The organism is Planotetraspora sp. GP83 (assembly GCF_041262585.1).
GTDB lineage: Bacteria > Actinomycetota > Actinomycetes > Streptosporangiales > Streptosporangiaceae > JAOEGB01.
In genome coordinates, this window is record NZ_JBGCBZ010000010.1 from 65400 (window position 1) to 86102 (window position 20703).

A 20703-nucleotide genomic window follows, 5' to 3' on the forward strand; every position below is an offset into this window, starting at 1 on the left:
TTCTGATCGATGGAGGTGTGAGTCGATGTAGGTATGAGCCGATGGGGATGAAACGCCATCCTCAGAAGGCCGAGGCGCTTCCGAGCACCAGGGTGCTGTGATGGTCGAGGTAGCCGCCGTTCCCCGAGACGAGCACCACGTCATGACGGCGCGCCTGGCGTTCGCCGCCCTGGCCACGCGCCTGGACGACCCCCTCGGAAAGCGGGGTCATGCCCCACATGTAGTAGGAGGAGAGCTGGCCGCCGCCGGTGTTCAGCGGTAGCGATCCCCCCGGCCCCAGCACCCCTGGCTCCGACACGAACGCGCCGCCCTCACCCTTGCCGCAGAACCCGTAGTCCTCCAGGGTGAGCAGCACGGTGAACGTGTAGCAGTCGTACAGTTCCAGCACGTCGACGTCGTCGACGCCGACGCCGGCCATCTTCAGAGCAGCCGGGCCCGACCTCGCGGCTCCACTCACCAAGCCGAAGTCGTCGTCACGACGCATTCGTTTTCCGGGATGAGCTTGCCCCCAGCCCATCACGGACACCGGAGGCTGGGCCAGCGACGCGGCTCGATCGGCGGTGGTCACGATCACCGCGACGCCACCGTTGGAGACAAGGCAACAGTCGAGCAGGTGGAACGGTTCGACGACGAACCGGGACTCCTGGTGGTCGGCGAGGGTGATCGGGTCGCGTAGCTGGGCCAGTGGGTTCATTCCGGCCCACGCTCGCTGTGCGACGGCCACGGCGCCGAGTTGCTCACTTGTCGTGCCGAAAGCCCGCATGTGGCGGCGTGCGGCCAGCGCGTAGAACGTGTTGGGGCCGGCGAACCCGCTGGCGTCGAGCAACCCCGCCCAGCCGCGCGGCGCGGCCCGTCCCGCGTACGCGGAACCGCTACCGCGCCCGGGCTGTAACGGGGCGTCGGCGAAGACACATGCCACGGTGTCGGCCATGCCGGATTCCACGGCCATGGCCGCGTACTGGACCATCGCACCCGCTGTGGAGCCGAACGCCTGCATCTGGGTGAGCAGTCGCAGGTCGTGCAGACCGAGGTCGACCTGCAGACTGAGGTCCACCGACCGGGTCACGCCCGCGGACACCAGCAGACCGTCGATGTCGGAGAGCCTGACACCGGCGTCCTCAGCAGCCCGCCTCACCGCTTCGGCCGCGAACCGCTGCGAGGTCGGCCCGTAGACCTTGCCCATCTCGGTCAACCCCAGGCCGACGATCGCGGCACGGCGGTGCGCGGGCCTGTCACCCCTGGCGCTCATAGGCGACCTCACTCCGGTCTCTCAGCGGCTGCCCTCGATATCCCGATGCGCGGACGAGGGTTGAAAAATGCGGCCATGGGCGCCACCGGGCGTGCAAAAAGCTTTCGACGCGTGGCGGTTCCATGTGGTCCGACCTGAACGTCATGCTAAATGCGGCAGTTGACGGGCGCATCTGCTCTAGTAGGCGATCGGGGTGGAACCGAGCGCGATAATGGGGAAACGATCTATATTTGAGCTGGTCAGAGCCCACTAGGTCGTGCGAAGTAATCGAATGTGTCTAACTTGGTGTTAGTCGAGAAGGAGCTGGGTGTTCTAATCTGCAAGCCGTAAGAGGTCGCCATTTCGGCGTCCTGGTAAGACATTCTCAGGGCCACAGGCAAAAGGCTGCGCCGCTCCCGGTCCGGGGAGGTCACGCCGTCGTCGCGGGAGCGGGTTCGGCGGGCCTCTGTCAGCTCGACGAGCCCCAACGAGTTGGAGACCGGCCGATGCCGTGCCACAACCCTTCTGTCGGATGAGGACTGACATGCGACCGATTCCCTATGCTCTGCGCTCACCGTTGACGACCATCGGCAACGGCCGCAACGTCAACTGGCTGCTGGAGACACGGGCGGCGAACCGGGCGACCCACCCGTTCCTTGTCTGGGAGCCGTTCGCCGCCACCGGACGCACCTGGACCTATGCCGAGTTCGCCCATGACGTCGCGGCGATCGCCGAAGGGCTGCGCCGACGCGGCGTCCGGGCGGGCGACGTGGTGCTCATCCATTTGGACAACTGCCCGGAATATGTCCTCACCTGGTTCGCGTGCGCCAGGATCGGAGCGATCGCGGTCTGTACGAACACCCGATCGTCGCAGGACGAGCTGAGCTACTTCGGCAGTCACTCAGGCGCTTCCGTCGTGGTCACTCAGCCCAGTCTGGCATCGGTCGTGACGAACGCCATTCCCGACGCCAAGGCGGTGTTCGTCACCGACCACAACGCCGGTGACCCGGTGGCGGCCGCCGACCTGCCCGGCCGTACCGACCGCTTCGCGGCGCTGCTGGACAACGAGCCCGGCCCAGCCCACCAAGGTGGCGCCCTGGACCCGACCCTGGTTCTCTACACCTCGGGCACCACAGGCCGGCCGAAAGCGGTCACGTGGACCCATGCCAACACCATGTGGGCGGCCAAGGTCAACGGGTCGCACATAGGTCTGGGGCCCGCCGACGTCACCCAGGTCTACCTCCCGCTGTTCCACACCAACGCGCAGTCCTACTCGATCCTGCCCACCCTGTGGGCCGGTGGGACGGCGGTTCTCCAGCCGCGCTTCTCCGCCTCGCGCTTCTGGGACGTCGCGCACAAGCACAACTGCACCTTCGCCTCTCAGATCTACTTCGCGCTGCGCGCCTTGGCCAACCGCGACGTCCCTGAACGGCACACCTTCACCCGCTGGGCAACGGGCATGTCCGGGCATCCCACGGAGAGGCTCTTCAACGTCCCGATCATCGGGTGGTACGGCATGACCGAGACCGTCGCGGCCCCGATCGTCGGCGATCTGCTCGTACCGAACAGGGCCGGCACGATCGGCCGCGCGGCGACCCAGTACGAGATCGCCGTACTTGACCCTGACGGCAGCCCGGTGGGCGTCGGCGAGACCGGAGACCTCCGGGTGCGCGGCATCCCCGGGGTGTCCCTCTTCGGCGGTTACCTGCATGACGAAGCCGCCACCGCCGCCGCCTTCGACGAGCACGGTTGGTTCATCACCGGCGACCGGCTGACCGTGCACGAGGACGGCTCGGTGAGCTATGCCGACCGCAGCAAGGACATGCTGCGGGTGGGCGGGGAGAACGTCGCGGCGTCCGAAATAGAACGGGTCGTCCTCGGCGTCGCCGGCGTGGCGGAGGCGGCGGTCGTCGGAGCGCCCGACCCGATGCTGGACGAGGTGCCGGTCGCCTTCGTCGTGCCCCGGCCCGGGGGGACCGGCGGCGACCTGGCGGAGGCGGTCCTGGCCGCGTGCCGCCGGGACCTGGCCGACTTCAAGGTCCCTCGTGAGGTCAGGGTCGTGGACGACCTGCCGCGTTCGACCCTGGAGAAGGTCGCCAAGAACGAACTGCGCGTGTTGCTGCGATCCGAGGCGCGGCCGCCCCGGCGTTGACAGGGCTCACCTCACGGCTCCGAAACGGGCCGAGCACCCGGCGCCTGAGGTGCCGCCCGCCGTGAACGCCTGGGAGCGGACGCCCGCGCGTGACTGACCGCTGCCCGGCCGGGGAAGCGGGCGGCGAGCCGTACGGATGTCAGGCGGGGGGCTTGGCGGTGGCGGGGACGGTGGAGAGCTCGACGGTGCAGAAGGCGCAGCGGCGGGCCTCGACGGGGATGTCGCTGAGGCACTCGGGGCACTGCTTCTCGGTCGCCTCCTTCTTGGAGTCGAAGAGGTTGAGGAAACGGGTCATCGGCAGGACGACCAGCCAGTACACGACGGCCGCCACGATGAGGAAACTCAGCACGTGGTTGATGAAGTCGCCGTACTTGAACTGCGCGCCGTTCACCGTGAAGACGTACGAGGAGAAGTCCGGCTTCTTACCGCCGGTGATCGCGCCGATGAGGGGGGTGATGAGGTCGCCCACGAGGGCCTGGATGAGACCGCTGAAGGTGGCCCCCACGACGACCGCCACAGCCAGCTCAACCAGGTTGCCGCGCATGATGAACTTCTTGAATCCGGTCATAGGGCAACGCCCTATCCCGTATCACTATCGCTATGCAAGGTCTGCGCAAGGTCCTATGCGAGGTCTTGACGCGAGAGGTGCCGACGCCTACGGTTCCCCCCAAGGTAAGGAAACCTTACTAATAAATGGGGTTCCGTTGTCGCGACGTCTCACCTCCGCGCTCGCTTCGGCTGCGCTGATCACCCTTGCGGCCGCCCTGCCGGCGGACGCCCAGTCCACAGCAACGCCCACTCACGCCTCCGCGCACGCGAGCGCGCCCAAGCTCGTTCCGGTGCCCGTGTCGCTGCACGTGACGAGCGGGACGTACCAGATCACGGCCAAGACCAAGATCGTCGTCCCGTCCGGGACCGGCCTGCGCGCCGCCTCCTATCTCGCGAGCCTGCTGCGCAGGTCGACCGGGTTCCCGCTGCCGATCGCCCGGGAGGGTGCAGGCATCGTCCTCGACGCGAGCGGCGGGGTGGGCCAGGGGGACGAGGGATACCGCCTGTCGGTCACGAGTGACGGTGTCCTGATAAATGCGGACACGGGGGAGGGGCTCTTCCGTGGCGTCCAGACGCTCCGCCAGCTCCTTCCGGCCAAGGTCGAGAGCCACGCCAAGCAGGCGGGGCCGTGGGCGGTCTCCGGAGTGGAGATCGAGGACTATCCCCGCTTCGCCTACCGCGGCGCGATGCTCGACGTCGCCCGCCACTTCTTCAGCGTCAAGCAGGTCAAGCGGTACATCGACCTCGCCGCGGCCTACAAGGTCAACGCCTTCCATCTGCACCTCAGCGACGACCAGGGCTGGCGGATCGCCATCAAGAGCTGGCCCCGGCTGGCGAAGTTCGGCGGGAGGACGGCCGTCGACGGGGACCCCGGCGGCTACTACACCCAGGCCGACTACCGGGAGATCGTGAAGTACGCGCAGCAGCGGTTCATCACGGTCATCCCGGAGATCGACACTCCCGGGCACACCAACGCCGCCCTCGCGTCGTACGCCAAGCTCAACTGCGACGGCAAGGCGCCCAAGCCGTACACCGGGACGGACGTGGGCTTCAGCTCGCTCTGCACCGGCAAGGACATCACCTACGCGTTCCTCGACGACGTCATCCGGGAGCTGGCCAAGCTGACCCCCGGGCCGTACATCCACATCGGCGGCGACGAGGCGCACAGCACCAAGCAGAAGGACTACGTCAAGTTCATCGGCAAGGTGCAGAAGATCGTCCACAAGTACGGCAAGAGCATGATGGGCTGGGAGGAGATCGCCAACGCGAAGATCAGCCAGGACTCGGTCGCCGCGCACTGGAACCCGGTCACCGGCACCCAGGAGGGCACCGAGCCCGCCCGGAGCGCCGCCAAGCAGGGCGTCAAGCTCATCATGGCCCCGGCGGACCGCGCGTACCTCGACATGAAGTACACCCACAAGACCCCGCTCGGGCAGGACTGGGCCGGGCTCGTGGAGGCGCGCCGGGCGTACGACTGGGACCCCGCCAAGCTCATCACCGGCGTGGGGGAGAGCGACGTCCTCGGCGTCGAGGCCCCCATCTGGACCGAGACCATGAAGACGCTCTCCGAGGTGGAGTACATGGCCTATCCGCGGCTGCCCGGCATCGCCGAGATCGGCTGGTCGCCCGCGTCCAGCCACTCGTGGCGCGGCTACCGGTCGCGGATCGCGGCCCAGGGGCCGCGGTGGGTCGCCGGCTCGGTCAGCTTCTACCGGTCGCCGCAGATTCCGTTCTGACCGGCGCCGAGTCCCGGTACGGCCGAGCCGTACCGGGATGTCGGCATTTCTTGACGTTTCATGTCAGTGAAACAAATTGGGCCTTGACGATGAACGGCCGGGGCTGGTCCCATTAGCGACAAGTTAGGAACCTTTCCTAACTTGTGTCCTGTCATGATCAGCCGGACCGGCGCCTGTCGGGGGCGTTGCGGCGTACGGCTCGGCGGAGAGGGCCGTACAAGGTGTTCCCCCGCAGTTTCCGTCGTCCTTTAGTCCTTTTAGCCTCCCTGGCCACCGTCGCGAGCGCGCAGCTCGTCATCTCCGGGCCGGCCTCGGCGGCTACCCGATATGAGGCGGAGAACGCCACGATCTCCCAGGGAGTCGTGGAGTCCAACCACCTCAACTTCTCCGGCACCGGGTTCGTCAACGGCGACAACATCGCCGCCAGTTACACCGAGTTCACCTTCACCGCCGCGAGCGCCGGAACCGCGACCCTCGTGCTGCGGTACGCCAACGGCACCACCAGTGACCGGCCCGCCGATGTGGCGGTCAACGGCACCGTCGTGTCGGCCAACCGTTCCTTCCCGGTGACGGCCAACTGGGACACCTGGGCCAACTCCACCATCACCGCGCCGGTGAACGCCGGCACCAACACGCTGCGGGTGACCGCGACGACCGCGGGCGGCAACCCCAATCTCGACTACGTGGATGTCGATGTCACGGCGGCACCGCCGCCGGGGACGGTGTACCAGGCCGAGGACGCGACCATCTCCCAGGGCGCGGTGGCGACCAACCACCTGGGCTACACGGGCACCGGGTTCGTGGACTACACCAACATCACCGGCAGCTACGTGGAGTTCACCGTCAACGCGGCCGCCGCCGGTGCCGCGTCGCTGACGCTGCGGTACGCCAACGGCACCGCGATCGACCGCGCGATGGACGTCACAGTGAACGGCGCCTCGGCCGGGAGCCGGTCCTACCCCGCCACGGCGAACTGGGACACCTGGGTCGACGACACTTTCACCGTCAACCTGAACGCCGGGTCGAACAAGGTGCGGTTCACGGCCACCACGGCCAACGGCGGTCCCAACCTGGACAAGCTGACGGTCTCGGCCTCCTCGGGTGGCGGTGACACCCAGGCCCCGACCACGCCCGGCACCCCGTCGTGCACCAACATCGGGACCAACAGCCTGACCCTGAACTGGGGGGCCTCGACCGACAACGTGGGCGTCGTCGCGTACGACATCTACAACGACGGCAACAAGCTGGCCGAGGCTCCGGGCAGCCAGACCTCGACCAACCTGACGGGCCTCACGCCGAACACGACGTACAACCTGTCGGTGTTCGGGCGGGACGCGGCGGGCAACGTGTCGATCGGCAGCGCGAAGGTGCCCTGCACCACCCTGGCGAGCACCGACACGCAGGCGCCCACCACGCCCTCCGGCCTGACCAGCTCGAACGTCACCGCGAACAGCGTCAACCTGGCCTGGACCGGTTCGACGGACAACGTCGGGGTCACCTCCTACGAGGTGCGCAGCGGCTCGTCGGTCTACAAGACGGTGACCGGCACCCCGCCCGCCACCTCCACCACGGTCACCGGCCTCGCCTGCAACAGCCCGTACACGCTGGCCGTCGTCGCTCTCGACGCGGCGGGCAACGCTTCCGCGGCGAGCAACTCGGTGAGCTTCACGACCCAGACCTGTGGCGCCTCGGACGGCGGCGTGCCGTCGAGCATCTCGACGGTCTCGTCCGGCTGGACGATCCCGTGGGGCATCTACTGGATGCCCGACGGCCAGACGGCCCTCGCGACCGAGCGGGACGACAAGGTGACCGCCGGCCAGTTCAAGGTCTTCAAGGTCACCCTCGCGGGGGCGCGGACCCAGGTCGGCACCGTGCCGAACGTGATGACCACCGGTGGTGAGGGCGGCCTCCTCGGCGTGGCCGTCGACCCGAACTGGGCTTCCAACCACTACGTGTACTTCTTCCACACGGCCTCCGAGGGCAACCGGATCGTCCGGATGACCTACGACGGCTCGTCGCTGAGCGGGTACACGATCCTGGTCCAGGGGATCAAGAAGAACAAGTACCACAACGGAGGCCGCCTGGCCTTCGGCCCGGACGGCTACCTCTACGCCTCCACCGGTGACGCGCAGACGTCCAACCTCGCGCAGGACAAGACCTCGCTCAACGGCAAGATCCTGCGCATGACCACGACGGGCCAGCCCGCCCCGGGCAACCCGTTCGGCACCCTGGTCTACAGCTACGGCCACCGCAACCCGCAGGGCCTGGCGTTCGACCGCAACGGCCGCCTGTGGGAGGCCGAGTTCGGCAACAGCGCCTTCGACGAGCTCAACCTGATCAAGCCGGGCGCCAACTACGGGTGGCCGACCTGTGAGGGCACCTGCAGCGTCTCCGGCATGACCAACCCCAAGAAGACCTGGTCGGTCGACCAGGCGTCGCCCAGCGGCATCGCCATCGTCCGCAACGTCATCTACATGGCGGCCCTCCGGGGCGAGCGGATGTGGCGCATCCCGATCACGGGCGACACCGAGAGCGTCGGCACCGCGACCGCGTACTACGTCGGCACCTACGGCCGGCTGCGGACCGTGGTCAAGGTTCCCGGCGTCGACCAGCTCTGGCTGAGCACCACCAACAGTGACAACAACGGTGGGGCCGCCAACGGCGCGGACAAGATCTTCAAGATCGTCATCAACTGATCGGATGTAATCCGGCGGCCGCGTCTCGCGCGGCCGCCGGCCTTTCTTGCGTATAACAGGCCGCGCCGCGAGGCATGGCGGAAAGGCAGACCGAGGTGCGCCGCACCATCACCACAGTCATGGCCGGGAGTGTCCTGGCCGCCCTCGTCCAGTTAGCCGTCTCAGGGCCCGCTTCGGCGGCGACCCGCTACGAGGCGGAGAACGCCACGGTCTCTCAGGGGGTCGTGGAGTCCAACCATCTCAACTTCTCGGGCACCGGGTTCGTGAACGGTGACAACGTCGCGGGTAGTTACACGCAGTTCACGTTCGACGCGGCGAGCGCGGGGACGGCGACGCTGGTCCTGCGGTACGCCAATGGGACGGGTGCCGCCCGGACGGCTGATGTCGCGGTGAACGGGTCGGTCGTGTCGGCGAACCGGTCCTTCGCGGCGACGACGAACTGGGACACGTGGGTGAACTCGACGATCACCGCGCCGGTGAACGCGGGGTCGAACACGCTGCGGGTGACGTCGACGTCCGCGGGTGGTAACCCGAACCTCGATTACCTGGATGTCGATGTGGCGGCGGCGCCGCCGCCGGGGACGGTGTACCAGGCCGAGGATGCGACGTTGTCGCAGGCGGGTGTGTTCACCAACCACCTGGGCTTCACCGGGACCGGGTTCGTGGACTACGTGAACACGACCGGTGGGTATGTGGAGTTCAACGTCAACGCGGCGGCGGCGGGTCCGGCGTCGGTGGTGTTGCGGTATGCCAACGGGACGGCGACGAACCGGCCGTTGGAGTTCGCGGTGAACGGTTCGACGGTGGCGACGCGGAACTACAACGCGACGACGAACTGGGACACCTGGGCGGATGACACGTTCACGGTGAACCTGGCCGCGGGTGCGAACACGATCCGGGCGACGGCGACCACGGTCAACGGCGGCCCGAACCTCGACAAGATCACTGTGTCGGGTTCGACCGGTGGTGGTGACACGCAGGCGCCGTCGGTTCCGTCGGGTCTGGCGGTGTCCGGGACGACGTCCAGCAGCATCAGCCTGTCGTGGAGCGCGTCGACCGACAACGTCGGTGTGACGGGCTACAAGGTGTATGAGGGCAGCACGGTCGTGGCGAGCCCGTCGGGGACCTCGGCGACGATCTCGGGTCTGGCCGCTTCCAGCTCGCACACCTACACGGTGAGCGCGGTGGACGCCGCCGGTAACGAGTCGGCCAAGAGCGCCTCCGTCACCGGCACGACGACCGGCGGCTCGACCGGCCCGTCCTTCGCCGTCGCACCGTACGAGTACCTCGGCTGGGGCAGCCCGCAGTCGCCCACCAGCGTGATGTCGGCGACCGGCGTCAAGTGGTTCACCCTCGCCTTCATGCTCTCCGACGGTGGCTGCAACCCGGCCTGGGACGGCTCCCGTCCGCTGACCGGCGGGTCGGACCAGTCGGCTATCAACTCCATCCGCAACGCGGGCGGCGACATCGTCATCTCCTTCGGCGGTTGGAGCGGCAACAAGCTCGGTGAGCACTGCTCCAGCGCCTCCGCTCTCGCGGGCGCGTACCAGAAGGTCATCAACGCCTACAACCTCAAGGTCATCGACATCGACATCGAGGCCACCGAGTTCACCACCGCGACCGTCCGGCAGCGCGTGATCGACGCCCTGAAGATCGTCAAGACCAACAACCCGGGCATCAAGACCGTCATCACCATGGGCACCACCCCGAGTGGTCCCGACTCGACCGGCACGGACCTCATCAACCGGGGCGCCGCGGCGGGCTTCCAGAACGACGTCTGGACCATCATGCCGTTCGACTTCAACGGCCACACCGGCACCATGGGCCAGGCCACGGTCAGCGCCATGGAGGGCCTGAAGGCCAAGGTCAAGGCCGCGTACGGCTACAGCGACTCGGTCGCCTACGCCCACATCGGCCTTTCCTCCATGAACGGCAAGACCGACGAGACCGACGAGACCGTCACCACGACGGACTTCCAGACCATGCTCTCCTACGCCCAGCAGCACCACATCGGCCGCCTGACCTTCTGGTCCATCAACCGGGACCGGCAGTGCGTCGCCGGCGGCGACGCGGATGCCTGCAGCGGCATCTCGCAGTCGCCGTACGCCTTCACCAAGATTTTCGTCCAGTACACAGGGTGATGACATGCGCATGAAATCCCTCATCGTCGCCGCGGGGCTGCTGTTGCCCCTCGCCGCGGCGCATCCGGCGGCAGCCGCCGCCACTCGCTACGAGGCGGAGAACGCCACGGTCTCTCAGGGGGTCGTGGAGTCCAACCATCTCAACTTCTCGGGCACCGGGTTCGTGAACGGTGACAACGTCGCGGGTAGTTACACGCAGTTCACGTTCGACGCGGCGAGCGCGGGGACGGCGACGCTGGTCCTGCGGTACGCCAATGGGACGGGTGCCGCCCGGACGGCTGATGTCGCGGTGAACGGGTCGGTCGTGTCGGCGAACCGGTCCTTCGCGGCGACGACGAACTGGGACACGTGGGTGAACTCGACGATCACCGCGCCGGTGAACGCGGGGTCGAACACGCTGCGGGTGACGTCGACGTCCGCGGGTGGTAACCCGAACCTCGATTACCTGGATGTCGATGTGGCGGCGGCGCCGCCGCCGGGGACGGTGTACCAGGCCGAGGATGCGACGTTGTCGCAGGCGGGTGTGTTCACCAACCACCTGGGCTTCACCGGGACCGGGTTCGTGGACTACGTGAACACGACCGGTGGGTATGTGGAGTTCAACGTCAACGCGGCGGCGGCGGGTCCGGCGTCGGTGGTGTTGCGGTATGCCAACGGGACGGCGACGAACCGGCCGTTGGAGTTCGCGGTGAACGGTTCGACGGTGGCGACGCGGAACTACAACGCGACGACGAACTGGGACACCTGGGCGGATGACACGTTCACGGTGAACCTGGCCGCGGGTGCGAACACGATCCGGGCGACGGCGACCACGGTCAACGGCGGCCCGAACCTCGACAAGATCACTGTGTCGGGTTCGACCGGTGGTGGTGACACGCAGGCGCCGTCGGTTCCGTCGGGTCTGGCGGTGTCCGGGACGACGTCCAGCAGCATCAGCCTGTCGTGGAGCGCGTCGACCGACAACGTCGGTGTGACGGGCTACAAGGTGTATGAGGGCAGCACGGTCGTGGCGAGCCCGTCGGGGACCTCGGCGACGATCTCGGGTCTGGCCGCTTCCAGCTCGCACACCTACACGGTGAGCGCGGTGGACGCCGCCGGTAACGAGTCGGCCAAGAGCGCCTCCGTCACCGGCACCACGAACAGCAGCGGCGGTGACACGCAGGCCCCGTCCGTGCCGACCGGCCTCGCGGTGGGCACCACGACCTCCAGCAGCATCAGCCTGTCGTGGAGCGCCTCGACCGACAACGTCGGCGTGACGGGCTACAAGGTGTATGAGGGCAGCACGGTCGTGGCGAGCCCGTCGGGGACCTCGGCGACCATCAGCGGTCTGGCCGCTTCCAGCTCGCACACCTACACGGTGAGCGCGGTGGACGCCGCCGGTAACGAGTCGGCCAAGAGCGCCTCCGTCACCGGCACCACCAAGGCGGCCACCGGCGGCCTGAACGTGCCGTTCGGCAGCCACCAGTTCCCGTACGCCCCGGGGACGATCCTCCCGACCGGTTCCCAGGCGACGCTCGACCAGAAGGTGATCGACTACTACAACAAGTGGAAGGCCGCCTTCCTCAAGCAGAACTGCGGCAACGGCTGGTACGAGGTCATCTCGCCCGACGCCGACCACCCGTACGTCGCCGAGGGCCAGGGCTACGGCATGGTCATCCTCGCCACGATGGCCGGGGCCGACCCGAACGCCAAGACCGCGTTCGACGGCATGGTCAAGTTCATGCTCGCCCACCCGTCGGTGAACAACGCGAACCTCCTGGCGGCCGAGCAGGACACCTCCTGCAAGAGCGTCAACGGCTCGGACTCGGCGACCGACGGCGACCTCGACGTCGCCTACGGCCTGCTGCTCGCCGACAAGCAGTGGGGCAGCGCCGGGACCTACAACTACAAGGACCTGGCCGTCAAGCACATCAACGCCATCAAGGCGAGCGAGGTCAACTCGACCACGCACCTGATGCTGCTCGGCGACTGGAGCGGCTCCGGCGACTCCACGCACTACATCACCCGCTCGTCCGACTGGCTGATCGACCACTTCCGGGCGTTCAAGAAGGCCACCGGCGACACCGCGTGGGACACGATCAGGACCGCCCACCAGAACCTGATCACCTCGCAGCAGGCCAACTACGCGTCGAGCACGGGTCTGCTGGCCGACTTCATCGTCAACACCAACACCACGCCCAAGCCCGCGGGCGGGCAGGTGCTGGAGGACCCGAACGACGGCAAGTACTGGTGGAACGCCTGCCGTGACCCGTGGCGGATCGGCTCGGACGCCGTCACCAGCGGTGACAGCGCCTCCCTCGCCTCGGCGCGGAAGCTGAACAGCTGGATCAAGAGCAAGACCGGCGGCAACCCCAACAGCATCGCGGTGGGTTACTCGCTGTCCGGCACCCAGATCAGCAGTGGCAGCGAGCCGGCGTTCTTCGCGCCGTTCGCCGTCACCGCCATGACGGACTCCGGCAGCCAGGCGTGGCTGGACTCGCTCTGGAACAAGATGCTCAACACGTCGTTCACCTCGACCGACTACTACTCCACCAGCGTCCAGCTGCAGGTGATGATCGTCGTCAGCGGCAACTACTGGGTGCCCTGATCTTGATCCGGCCGGACCGTCCCCGGGGCGGTCCGGCCCTCTCCCGCTCACGCGGGGGTCGTCATCCGAAGAGCCGTGGTCTGTCCGCAGACCACGGCTCTCTCGCCTTTTCGGGAGGACCCCCGCCATGATCACGCCCCCCTCCGCCATGATCACGGGGGTGAAGGGGGTGGCTACGGCGGTAGGGTCCTGCCGTAAGGGATCACGGGGACAGGTGGCCGGCCCGCGTATGACCGGTCCGGCCCGGTTCCCGCCCCGACCGCAGCGCCAGCCACTGCATGCCGTGGCGGTCCGCACAGCCGCAGCGGCGCGTCCTTCAGTCGTAATCCGAAAGGCTCCCCAGTATGACCACCTCCCGCCGGATCGTCCCGCACGGTGTCACGGGCACCCTGACGAGCGCGTTGACGGGCGTGCTCGCGACGGCCCTGCTCACTGGGCTGCTCGCCGGCTGCACAGGGCCGGCCCAGAAGGCCGGGGACGCCTCCGCCTCCCCGGCTGCGTCCTCCCCGGCGGGTGTCTCGACCGAGTCCCCGACGACGACGGCCGCGCCGACCGGCACACCGACCGACGCGCCGACCGGCACACCGACCCAGACACCGGCTGAGACACCCGCCGCGACACCGGGCTTCAACAACGCCGATGTCATGTTCGCGCGGATGATGATCCCGCATCACCTGCAGGCCATCGACATGGCGACCCTCGCCCAGACCCGGGCGGGGGACCAGTGGGTCAGGGACATGGCGGACAAGATCCTGGAGGCCCAGGACCCGGAGATCCGCACCCTCAAGAGCTGGCTCGACAAGTGGGGCGCGGAGCCGCTGCCGCGCGACCACCGCATGCCGGGCATGCAGACCGCGGCCGACATCGCCAAGCTGGCCAAGGCCGAGGGCCCGGCGTTCGACCGGCTGTTCGTCACGATGATGATCGAGCACCACGGCGGCGCCGTCCAGATCGCCGAGGTGGAGCAGGCCAAGGGCGCCGACCCCGACGCCAAGGCCATGGCCGAGTCGATGGCCGCCACGCAGCGGGCCGAGGTCAAGGAGATGAAGAAATACCTGCCCAAGCTCAAGTGACCCGCGTCGGGGCTTTCAGGCCTCGTACGTGTCGAGCCTGGGCGGGAGGGCGTTCCAGGTGCAGAACGCCGAGGACTCGTGAGTGCCCTGGAGGAAGGTCACGCGGAGCCAGCCTGTGTTCTCCCACACCTTGAGCTCGTAGCCGTCGTTGGGCGTCGCGGTCACGACCCGGCAGTCCTTGTCCGTGACCGCGATCGTCGCCCTGCCGCCCTTGAGCGTGAACGTGTGCAGGCTTTCACCCGTCGGGCTCGGCGTCGGGCGGCTCGGCGGGTTCGCCGGCCCGGCCGTCGGCCTGACCGTCGGCCTGGTGGTCGCCTTGGTGGTGGACCCGGCCGTCGAGTGCGGCCGGGAGGAGGGCGACGCCGGCGAGGAAGGCGAATGCCGGGCCGGTGATACACGGACAGGCGTCCTGGGCGAGGGGGAGGCCTTCGCGGTCGGAGACGTGTGCCGGTGCGGCGCAGGACCCATCAGCGGCACGGCGGCGGTCACCGTGGGAGCGACCGCACCGGCGACGGCGACCACGGGAGCGAGGGGAGCTTCGTCCAGGACCGTGCTGCGCAGCACGTCACGCACGCCGAGCCAGGACACGCCCACGGCCAGCGCGGTCGCACCGCACCAAGCAAGCGTATAACCGACGCACCGTCTCATCGGCCGATCACTCTATCGGCACCGGGCCCGCTCCGTACTCATAAGTAGCCACCCCGTCTGCTCTCCGGCAGGAGTGGTTCCCGAGGATATGAAGGATATTTCGCGTTACGGGCGTGATAAGGGGGACGCGGTGCGCTATGGGCGTGTACTTTCTGGCCCATGGCGACCGTTCTGCTGGTGGAGGACGACGAGTTCGTCCGCTCCGCGATCATCCGCGACCTGAGGGGCCGGAGCCATGCTGTGCGCAGCGCGGGACGGGCCTTGGACGCCCTGCGCGAGATCGCCCACTCCGCGCCCGACGTGGTCATCCTCGACCTCGGGCTGCCGGACCTGGACGGGGCCGAAGCGCTCAAGATGCTCCGGGCCATCTCCGACGTGCCGGTCATCGTCGCGACCGCCCGTGACGACGAGGCGGAGATCGTCAGGCTGCTGCAGGAAGGCGCCGACGACTACATCGTCAAGCCCTTCTCCGGCGACCACCTGAACGCGCGACTGGAGGCGGTGCTGCGGCGGGCCCGGTCCGGCGCCCCGTCGAAGGTGGTCCGCGTGGGCGGCATCTCCATCGACTCCGAGCGCCGGGAGGCCCTTCTGGACGGCGCGCCGCTCGACCTGACGCGCCGCGAGTTCGACCTGCTCGCGTACCTGTGCGCACGGCCGGGCCATGTCGTCTCCCGCAAGGAACTGCTGACCGAGGTCTGGCGGCAGTCCTACGGCGACGACCAGACGATCGACGTGCACCTTTCCTGGCTGCGCCGCAAGCTGGGCGAGAGCGCCTCCCAGCCGCGCTACCTGCATACGGTCCGAGGGGTCGGCGTCCGGCTCAGCCCTCCCGCACCCCCGCCGTGACCATCCACGCCGCCCTCCCCGCCGCCGTGACCGTCAACGGGGGGCGGGCGTGAGGCGCCGTCTGGCCCTCGTCGCGGTGGCGGTGACGGCGATGGTGGCGCTGGCCTTCCTCATCCCGCTGGCGGTGGCGGTCAGGGAGATCGCCGAGAGTCGCGCCCTCGCCGACGCCGAGCGGCAGGCCACCACGATCGTCCCCGCGCTGGTCGTCACCAACGACGCCAAGGCGCTGGAAAGGGCGCTGGCCAGCACCCCGGTGGGGGCCGAGCGGCTTGCCGTACACCTTCCCGACGGCACGGTCGTCGGCTCGTCGCGGGCTCCGGGCGCCGACATCGCGCGGGCCGACAAGAGAGCGAAGACCGTTCGCCTTGGCGGGGGATATGTGCTGCTCAAGCCGGTCGCCCTCGCAGGAGGCCGGCGGGCGGTGATCGAGGTGTACGCGCCGGAGGCGGACCTCACGAAGGGCGTCGCCACGTCGTGGGCCGTGCTGACCGTTGTCGCGGTAGTCCTCGTCGTGGGCTCGGTGGCGGTCGCCGACAGGCTGGGGGCCGGCGTCGTCCGGGCGGCCCGCCGTCTCGGTGACGCGGCGGCCTCCCTCGGATCTGGCGACCTGTCCGTCCGGATCGTGCCGGACGGGCCGCCGGAGCTGGTCGCGGCCGGGCAGGCGTTCAACGCCATGGCCGATCAGGTGGCGGGGCTGCTCGCGGCCGAGCGCGAGCTGGCGGCCGACCTCTCGCACCGGCTGCGCACGCCGCTGACCGCGCTGCGCCTCAACGTGGGCGGCGCCGGTCCCGAGGCGGAGCAGAGCAGGCTCGCCATCGATCGGCTCGAACGGGCGGTGGACGAGATCATCGAGGCTGCCCGCAGGCCGTCCCGTCCGGTGGCGAGCGGCTGCGACGCGGCGGAGGTGCTGCGGGAGCGGCTCGCCTTCTGGTCGGCGCTCGCGGAGGATCAGGAGCGCCCCTGGCAGCTCATCGGGGCGGACGTGGCCACCAGGGTGCCGGTGCCTGCCGCCGATCTCGGCGCGGCCGTCGACGTGCTGCTCGGGAACGTGTTCCGGCACACGCCGCAGCGGGCCGAGTTCCGGGTCACTCTGCATCAGGGAGTGGGGATGGTGGGCGTCCTGATCGCGGACGCCGGTCCCGGCATCGCCGACCCTGAGGGCGCTCTGCGGCGGGGCCACAGCGGCGCGGGCTCCACGGGCCTGGGGCTCGACATCGCCCGCCGTCTGGCGGAGTCGACGGGCGGCAACGTCCGGATCGAGCCGTCGGCGCTCGGCGGCACGGGCGTGCATCTGTGGCTCCGGACCGACGGCCGCCCGGCGGCACGCGCCCCGCGCCGCCTGCTCCGCCGCACACGGGCTCGCTGATCCGGCCCCTCTGAATCCGGCCCCGCTGAATCCGGGCCGGTCGTACTCCAGCTCGTCCCGCGACCGAAGGCCCTCCACGCCGAACTCTCCGCGATCAACGCCGACGAGCTCAGGGGCCGGGCCGCGGGCGGCCGGCAAGACGGCGGCGACCGGTAGCGACGTGCAGGAAACTGCACACCAGTTTGCGCCTGGTGGCAGCTATGGGAGTGGTGCGGCTAACCGGGTTGGCTTTCCCGTAATTCCTACTTGCTTTACATGGAATATCCGTTTACTGTCGGGCCATGACGCCATTCGAGGAGCTGACCCGGCGCGGCCACGTGGACTTCTGTCGCGTGGCCAGCGCCCTGTGTCGCGCTGGCTGATCCCCCCGGTCCTCTCCATTTCCCTACGGCTGTGCCGTACTGGACGAAAGGCGCAATCATGTCCAACGACCTGCAGATTTCCCCTGTCGCCGGGCGTATCGGAGCGAAGATCTCCGGTGTGAAGCTCGGCGGCGACCTCGGCAAGGCGACCGTCAAGGAGATCAGGAACGCCCTGCTCCGGCATAAGGTGATCTTCCTCCGTGGCCAGGACCACCTGGACGCGGACGGCCAGGTCGCCTTCGCGGGGCTGCTCGGCCCGCTCACGACGGCCCACCCGACCGTGCCGTCCCTCGACGGTCAGCGGCACGTCCTCGATCTCGACTACAGCTTCGGCCAGAAGGTCGACCGCTGGCACACCGACGTGACGTTCGTCGACCGGCCGCCGCAGGCGTCGGTGCTGCGGGCGATCGAGATCCCTCCCGCCGGTGGGGACACGCTGTGGGCCAACACGGTCACGGCGTACCTCGACCTGCCCTCCGAGTTGCGCGACCTGCTCGACAGGCTCCGCGCGGTGCACACCAACGCGTACGACTACGCCAGGATCGCCTTCTCCGACGACCCTGAGCGGACCAGGGCGTACGCGGAGGTCTTCGCCTCGACCGTCTACGAGACCGAGCACCCGGTCGTCCGGGTGCATCCCGAGACGGGGGAGCGGTCGATCCTGCTCGGCGACTTCGCCCGGCGGCTCGCGGGCCTGCCGTCCGACGTGTCCGAGGGGATCATCAAACTGATCCAGCAGCAGGTCACCAAGGTCGAGAACACCGTACGGTGGCACTGGGCGCCCGGCGACGTGGCGGTCTGGGACAACCGGGCCACCCAGCACCGGGTCGTCCACGACTTCGGCGACCAGCCGAGGCGACTCCAGCGCGTGACCGTCGCGGGCGACGTGCCGGCCGGCGTGGACGGCCGTCCGTCCATCGTGCTGCGGGGTGACGCCGCCGAGTACTCCCAGGTCGCCGCCTGAGTCATCGCCCTCCTTGGGGTGAACACGCCGTTTACGCGCCGTTTCGTGCGCCGTGGCGTGTTCACCCCTTTGGCATACGCGCAGTTAACATGGCAGGACTGTCAGAGGGTTTCGTATGCCTTCCGTGGGCAGGCACCATGTCTGTGAACGAGTGTCATGCCGGCCTAGTGAGCGGGCGTGGCCATAGAGCCGGTGGGTGCCGGGAACTTCCCGCGCGGGCCGCCGAGCCGGAGGGCGAGGAGACCGCGTGAGGGAGATCTGGCCGGGGGACCCCTATCCCCTCGGAGCGACGTACGACGGCGCGGGCACCAATTTCGCGCTGTTCACCGAGGTCGCGGAGAGCGTCGAGCTGTGCCTGTTCGACGACGAGGGCGGCGAGGAGCGGGTGCCGCTCACCGAGGTCGAGGGCTTCGTCTACCACTGCTACCTGCCGGGCGTCGGTCCCGGCCAGCGGTACGGCTACCGCGTGCACGGGCCGTACGCTCCGTCGGAGGGGCAGCGGTGCAACCCAGCCAAGCTGCTGCTCGACCCCTATGCCAAGGCGGTCGAGGGCTCGGTGCGCTGGGACCAGGCCGTTTACGGCTACCGCTTCGGGGAGCCGGACAGCCGTGACGACAGCGACTCCGCGCCGAACATGCCGCGCTCGATCGTGATCAACCCCTTCTTCGGGTGGGGGCACGACCGGCCGCCGGCCACGCCGTACCACGACACGGTGATCTACGAGGCGCACGTCCGCGGCCTGACGATCAACCACCCGAAGATCCCCGAGCGCATCCGGGGGACGTACGCCGCGCTCGGCCACCCGGAGATCATCGACCATCTGACCGGCCTCGGGGTCACCGCGATCGAGCTGATGCCGATCCACCAGTTCGTCACCGACGACGTGCTGGAGAAGCGCGGCCTGTCGAACTACTGGGGCTACAACACGCTCGGCTTCTTCGCGCCGCACAACGCCTACTCCAGTTCAGGGCAGCGCGGCGGGCAGGTGCTGGAGTTCAAGGCGATGGTGAAGGCCCTGCACGAGGCGGGCATCGAGGTCATCCTCGACGTGGTCTACAACCACACCGCCGAGGGCAACCACCTGGGCCCGACCCTGTCCATGCGGGGCATCGACAACGCCAACTACTACCGGCTGGTCGAGGACGACCGCCGCTACTACATGGACACGACGGGCACCGGCAACAGCCTGCTGATGCGGAGCCCGCACGCGCTTCAGCTCATCATGGACTCGCTGCGCTACTGGGTCAGCGACATGCACGTGGACGGCTTCCGCTTCGACCTCGCGTCGTCGCTGGCCAGGGAGCTGCACGAGGTCGACCGGCTGAGCGCGTTCTTCGACCTGGTCCAGCAGGATCCGATCCTGTCGCAGGTCAAGCTCATCGCCGAGCCGTGGGACGTCGGCCCCGGCGGCTACCAGGTGGGCAACTTCCCGGCCCGCTGGACCGAGTGGAACGGCCGCTACCGCGACACGATCCGCGACCTGTGGCGCGGCGAGCCGGCCGCGCTGCCCGAGTTCGCCTCGCGGCTGACCGGCTCGAGCGACCTCTACCAGGACGACAGCCGCCGCCCGGCCGCCTCCATCAACTTCGTCACCTGCCACGACGGCTTCACGCTCCAGGACCTCGTGTCGTACAACGACAAGCACAACGAGGCCAACGGCGAGGAGAACCGCGACGGCGCCGACGACAACCGCTCCTGGAACTGCGGTGTGGAGGGCCCCGCGACCGGCCCGGTGGCGCAGCTCCGCGAGCGGCAGAAGCGCAACTTCCTCACCACGCTGTTCCTCTCGCAGGGCGTGCCGATGCTCTCCCACGGGGACGAGATGGGCCGCACCCAGGGCGGCAACAACAACGCCTACTGTCAGGACAACGAGATCAGCTGGCTCGACTGGTCCGACGTGAGGGAGAACGGGCAGCTTCTGGAGTTCACCCGGCGGCTCGCCCGGCTCCGCCGCGAGCATCCGGTCTTCCGCCGCCGCCGCTTCTTCTACGGCAGGCCGGAGCGCGGCTCCCACGACGAGCTGAGCGACATCGCCTGGCTCACCCCGTCCGGGACCGAGATGACCGACGCCGACTGGCACAACGGGTACGCCAAGGCGCTCGCGGTCTTCCTCAACGGCGACGCCATCACCGAGCCCGACAGGAGGGGCAGGCCGATCACGGACGCCTCGTTCCTGCTGCTGTTCAACGCCCACGACGAGGTCATCCGGTTCACGATCCCCAAGGACTACGGGGAGATGTGGGCGACCGACGTCGACACGGCCATGCCGATCGCGACCGAGTCGCGCATGTGCCGGGCGGGGGAGGCCGTCCCGGTGTCCGGCCGTTCCGTCCGGGTTTTGCGCCGGGTGTAGAG

The 20703-nt window shown here is 68.7% G+C and carries 13 protein-coding genes; 10 read left to right on the forward strand and 3 right to left on the reverse strand.

Features of this window, described 5'->3' with window-relative positions; all coding sequences use genetic code 11:
* Positions 1-61: 61 nt before the first annotated feature.
* Positions 62-1249, reverse strand: a complete 1188-nt coding sequence (locus ABH927_RS16060) for a thiolase family protein (protein WP_370022236.1) — start codon at positions 1247-1249, stop codon at positions 62-64.
* 523 nt (positions 1250-1772) lie between these two features.
* Here ABH927_RS16060 and ABH927_RS16065 point away from each other — a divergent pair.
* Positions 1773-3380, forward strand: coding sequence for an AMP-binding protein (locus ABH927_RS16065; RefSeq protein ID WP_370022238.1), 1608 nt, complete (start codon positions 1773-1775; stop codon positions 3378-3380).
* A gap of 139 nt (positions 3381-3519) precedes the next feature.
* Here ABH927_RS16065 and mscL read toward each other — a convergent pair whose 3' ends face one another.
* Positions 3520-3948, reverse strand: a complete 429-nt coding sequence (gene mscL / locus ABH927_RS16070; protein WP_370022240.1) for a large conductance mechanosensitive channel protein MscL — start codon at positions 3946-3948, stop codon at positions 3520-3522.
* Positions 3949-4084: 136 nt separating this feature from the next.
* Here mscL and ABH927_RS16075 point away from each other — a divergent pair, with 136 nt between their 5' ends.
* The 5 genes from ABH927_RS16075 (at position 4085) to ABH927_RS16095 (ending at position 14162) form a co-directional block, all read left to right on the forward strand.
* The gene (locus ABH927_RS16075; RefSeq protein WP_370022242.1) at positions 4085-5665 is read left to right on the forward strand and encodes a beta-N-acetylhexosaminidase; all 1581 of its coding nucleotides are present in this window, start codon (positions 4085-4087) and stop codon (positions 5663-5665) included.
* 143 nt (positions 5666-5808) lie between these two features.
* Complete coding sequence (locus ABH927_RS16080; RefSeq protein WP_370022243.1) at positions 5809-8361, forward strand: PQQ-dependent sugar dehydrogenase; 2553 nt, start codon at positions 5809-5811, stop codon at positions 8359-8361.
* Between the two features lie 119 nt (positions 8362-8480).
* Positions 8481-10502: a CBM35 domain-containing protein gene (locus ABH927_RS16085; protein WP_370022245.1), complete on the forward strand. Its 2022-nt coding sequence runs from the start codon at positions 8481-8483 to the stop codon at positions 10500-10502.
* Between the two features lie 4 nt (positions 10503-10506).
* Positions 10507-13089 (forward strand): glycosyl hydrolase family 8, encoded by a 2583-nt coding sequence (locus ABH927_RS16090; RefSeq protein ID WP_370022247.1) that lies wholly within the window; start codon positions 10507-10509, stop codon positions 13087-13089.
* A 344-nt stretch (positions 13090-13433) separates the two neighbouring features.
* The gene (locus tag ABH927_RS16095; protein ID WP_370022249.1) at positions 13434-14162 is read left to right on the forward strand and encodes a DUF305 domain-containing protein; all 729 of its coding nucleotides are present in this window, start codon (positions 13434-13436) and stop codon (positions 14160-14162) included.
* Between the two features lie 15 nt (positions 14163-14177).
* Here ABH927_RS16095 and ABH927_RS16100 read toward each other — a convergent pair whose 3' ends face one another.
* Complete coding sequence (locus tag ABH927_RS16100) at positions 14178-14810, reverse strand: hypothetical protein (protein ID WP_370022251.1); 633 nt, start codon at positions 14808-14810, stop codon at positions 14178-14180.
* Between the two features lie 159 nt (positions 14811-14969).
* Here ABH927_RS16100 and ABH927_RS16105 point away from each other — a divergent pair, with 159 nt between their 5' ends.
* The 4 genes from ABH927_RS16105 (at position 14970) to glgX (ending at position 20701) form a co-directional block, all read left to right on the forward strand.
* Positions 14970-15656: a response regulator transcription factor gene (locus ABH927_RS16105; RefSeq protein ID WP_370022253.1), complete on the forward strand. Its 687-nt coding sequence runs from the start codon at positions 14970-14972 to the stop codon at positions 15654-15656.
* A gap of 49 nt (positions 15657-15705) precedes the next feature.
* Complete coding sequence (locus ABH927_RS16110) at positions 15706-17022, forward strand: ATP-binding protein (RefSeq protein ID WP_370022255.1); 1317 nt, start codon at positions 15706-15708, stop codon at positions 17020-17022.
* 420 nt (positions 17023-17442) lie between these two features.
* Entirely contained in the window at positions 17443-18348 is a 906-nt protein-coding gene (locus tag ABH927_RS16115) for a TauD/TfdA dioxygenase family protein (protein ID WP_370022257.1), read from the forward strand.
* A 247-nt stretch (positions 18349-18595) separates the two neighbouring features.
* The gene (gene glgX, locus ABH927_RS16120; RefSeq protein WP_370022259.1) at positions 18596-20701 is read left to right on the forward strand and encodes a glycogen debranching protein GlgX; all 2106 of its coding nucleotides are present in this window, start codon (positions 18596-18598) and stop codon (positions 20699-20701) included.
* The last annotated feature ends 2 nt before the right edge of the window (positions 20702-20703 follow it).

Bases quoted from the DNA above. Each gene is read 5' to 3' on its own strand.
- ABH927_RS16060 (WP_370022236.1), bottom strand. From the start codon at position 1,249: ATGAGCGCCAGGGGTGACAGGCCCGCGCACCGCCGTGCCGCGATCGTC.
- ABH927_RS16065 (WP_370022238.1), top strand. From the start codon at position 1,773: ATGCGACCGATTCCCTATGCTCTGCGCTCACCGTTGACGACCATCGGC.
- mscL (WP_370022240.1), bottom strand. From the start codon at position 3,948: ATGACCGGATTCAAGAAGTTCATCATGCGCGGCAACCTGGTTGAGCTG.
- ABH927_RS16085 (WP_370022245.1), top strand. From the start codon at position 8,481: ATGGCCGGGAGTGTCCTGGCCGCCCTCGTCCAGTTAGCCGTCTCAGGG.
- ABH927_RS16090 (WP_370022247.1), top strand. From the start codon at position 10,507: ATGCGCATGAAATCCCTCATCGTCGCCGCGGGGCTGCTGTTGCCCCTC.
- ABH927_RS16095 (WP_370022249.1), top strand. From the start codon at position 13,434: ATGACCACCTCCCGCCGGATCGTCCCGCACGGTGTCACGGGCACCCTG.
- ABH927_RS16100 (WP_370022251.1), bottom strand. From the start codon at position 14,810: ATGAGACGGTGCGTCGGTTATACGCTTGCTTGGTGCGGTGCGACCGCG.
- ABH927_RS16105 (WP_370022253.1), top strand. From the start codon at position 14,970: ATGGCGACCGTTCTGCTGGTGGAGGACGACGAGTTCGTCCGCTCCGCG.
- ABH927_RS16115 (WP_370022257.1), top strand. From the start codon at position 17,443: ATGTCCAACGACCTGCAGATTTCCCCTGTCGCCGGGCGTATCGGAGCG.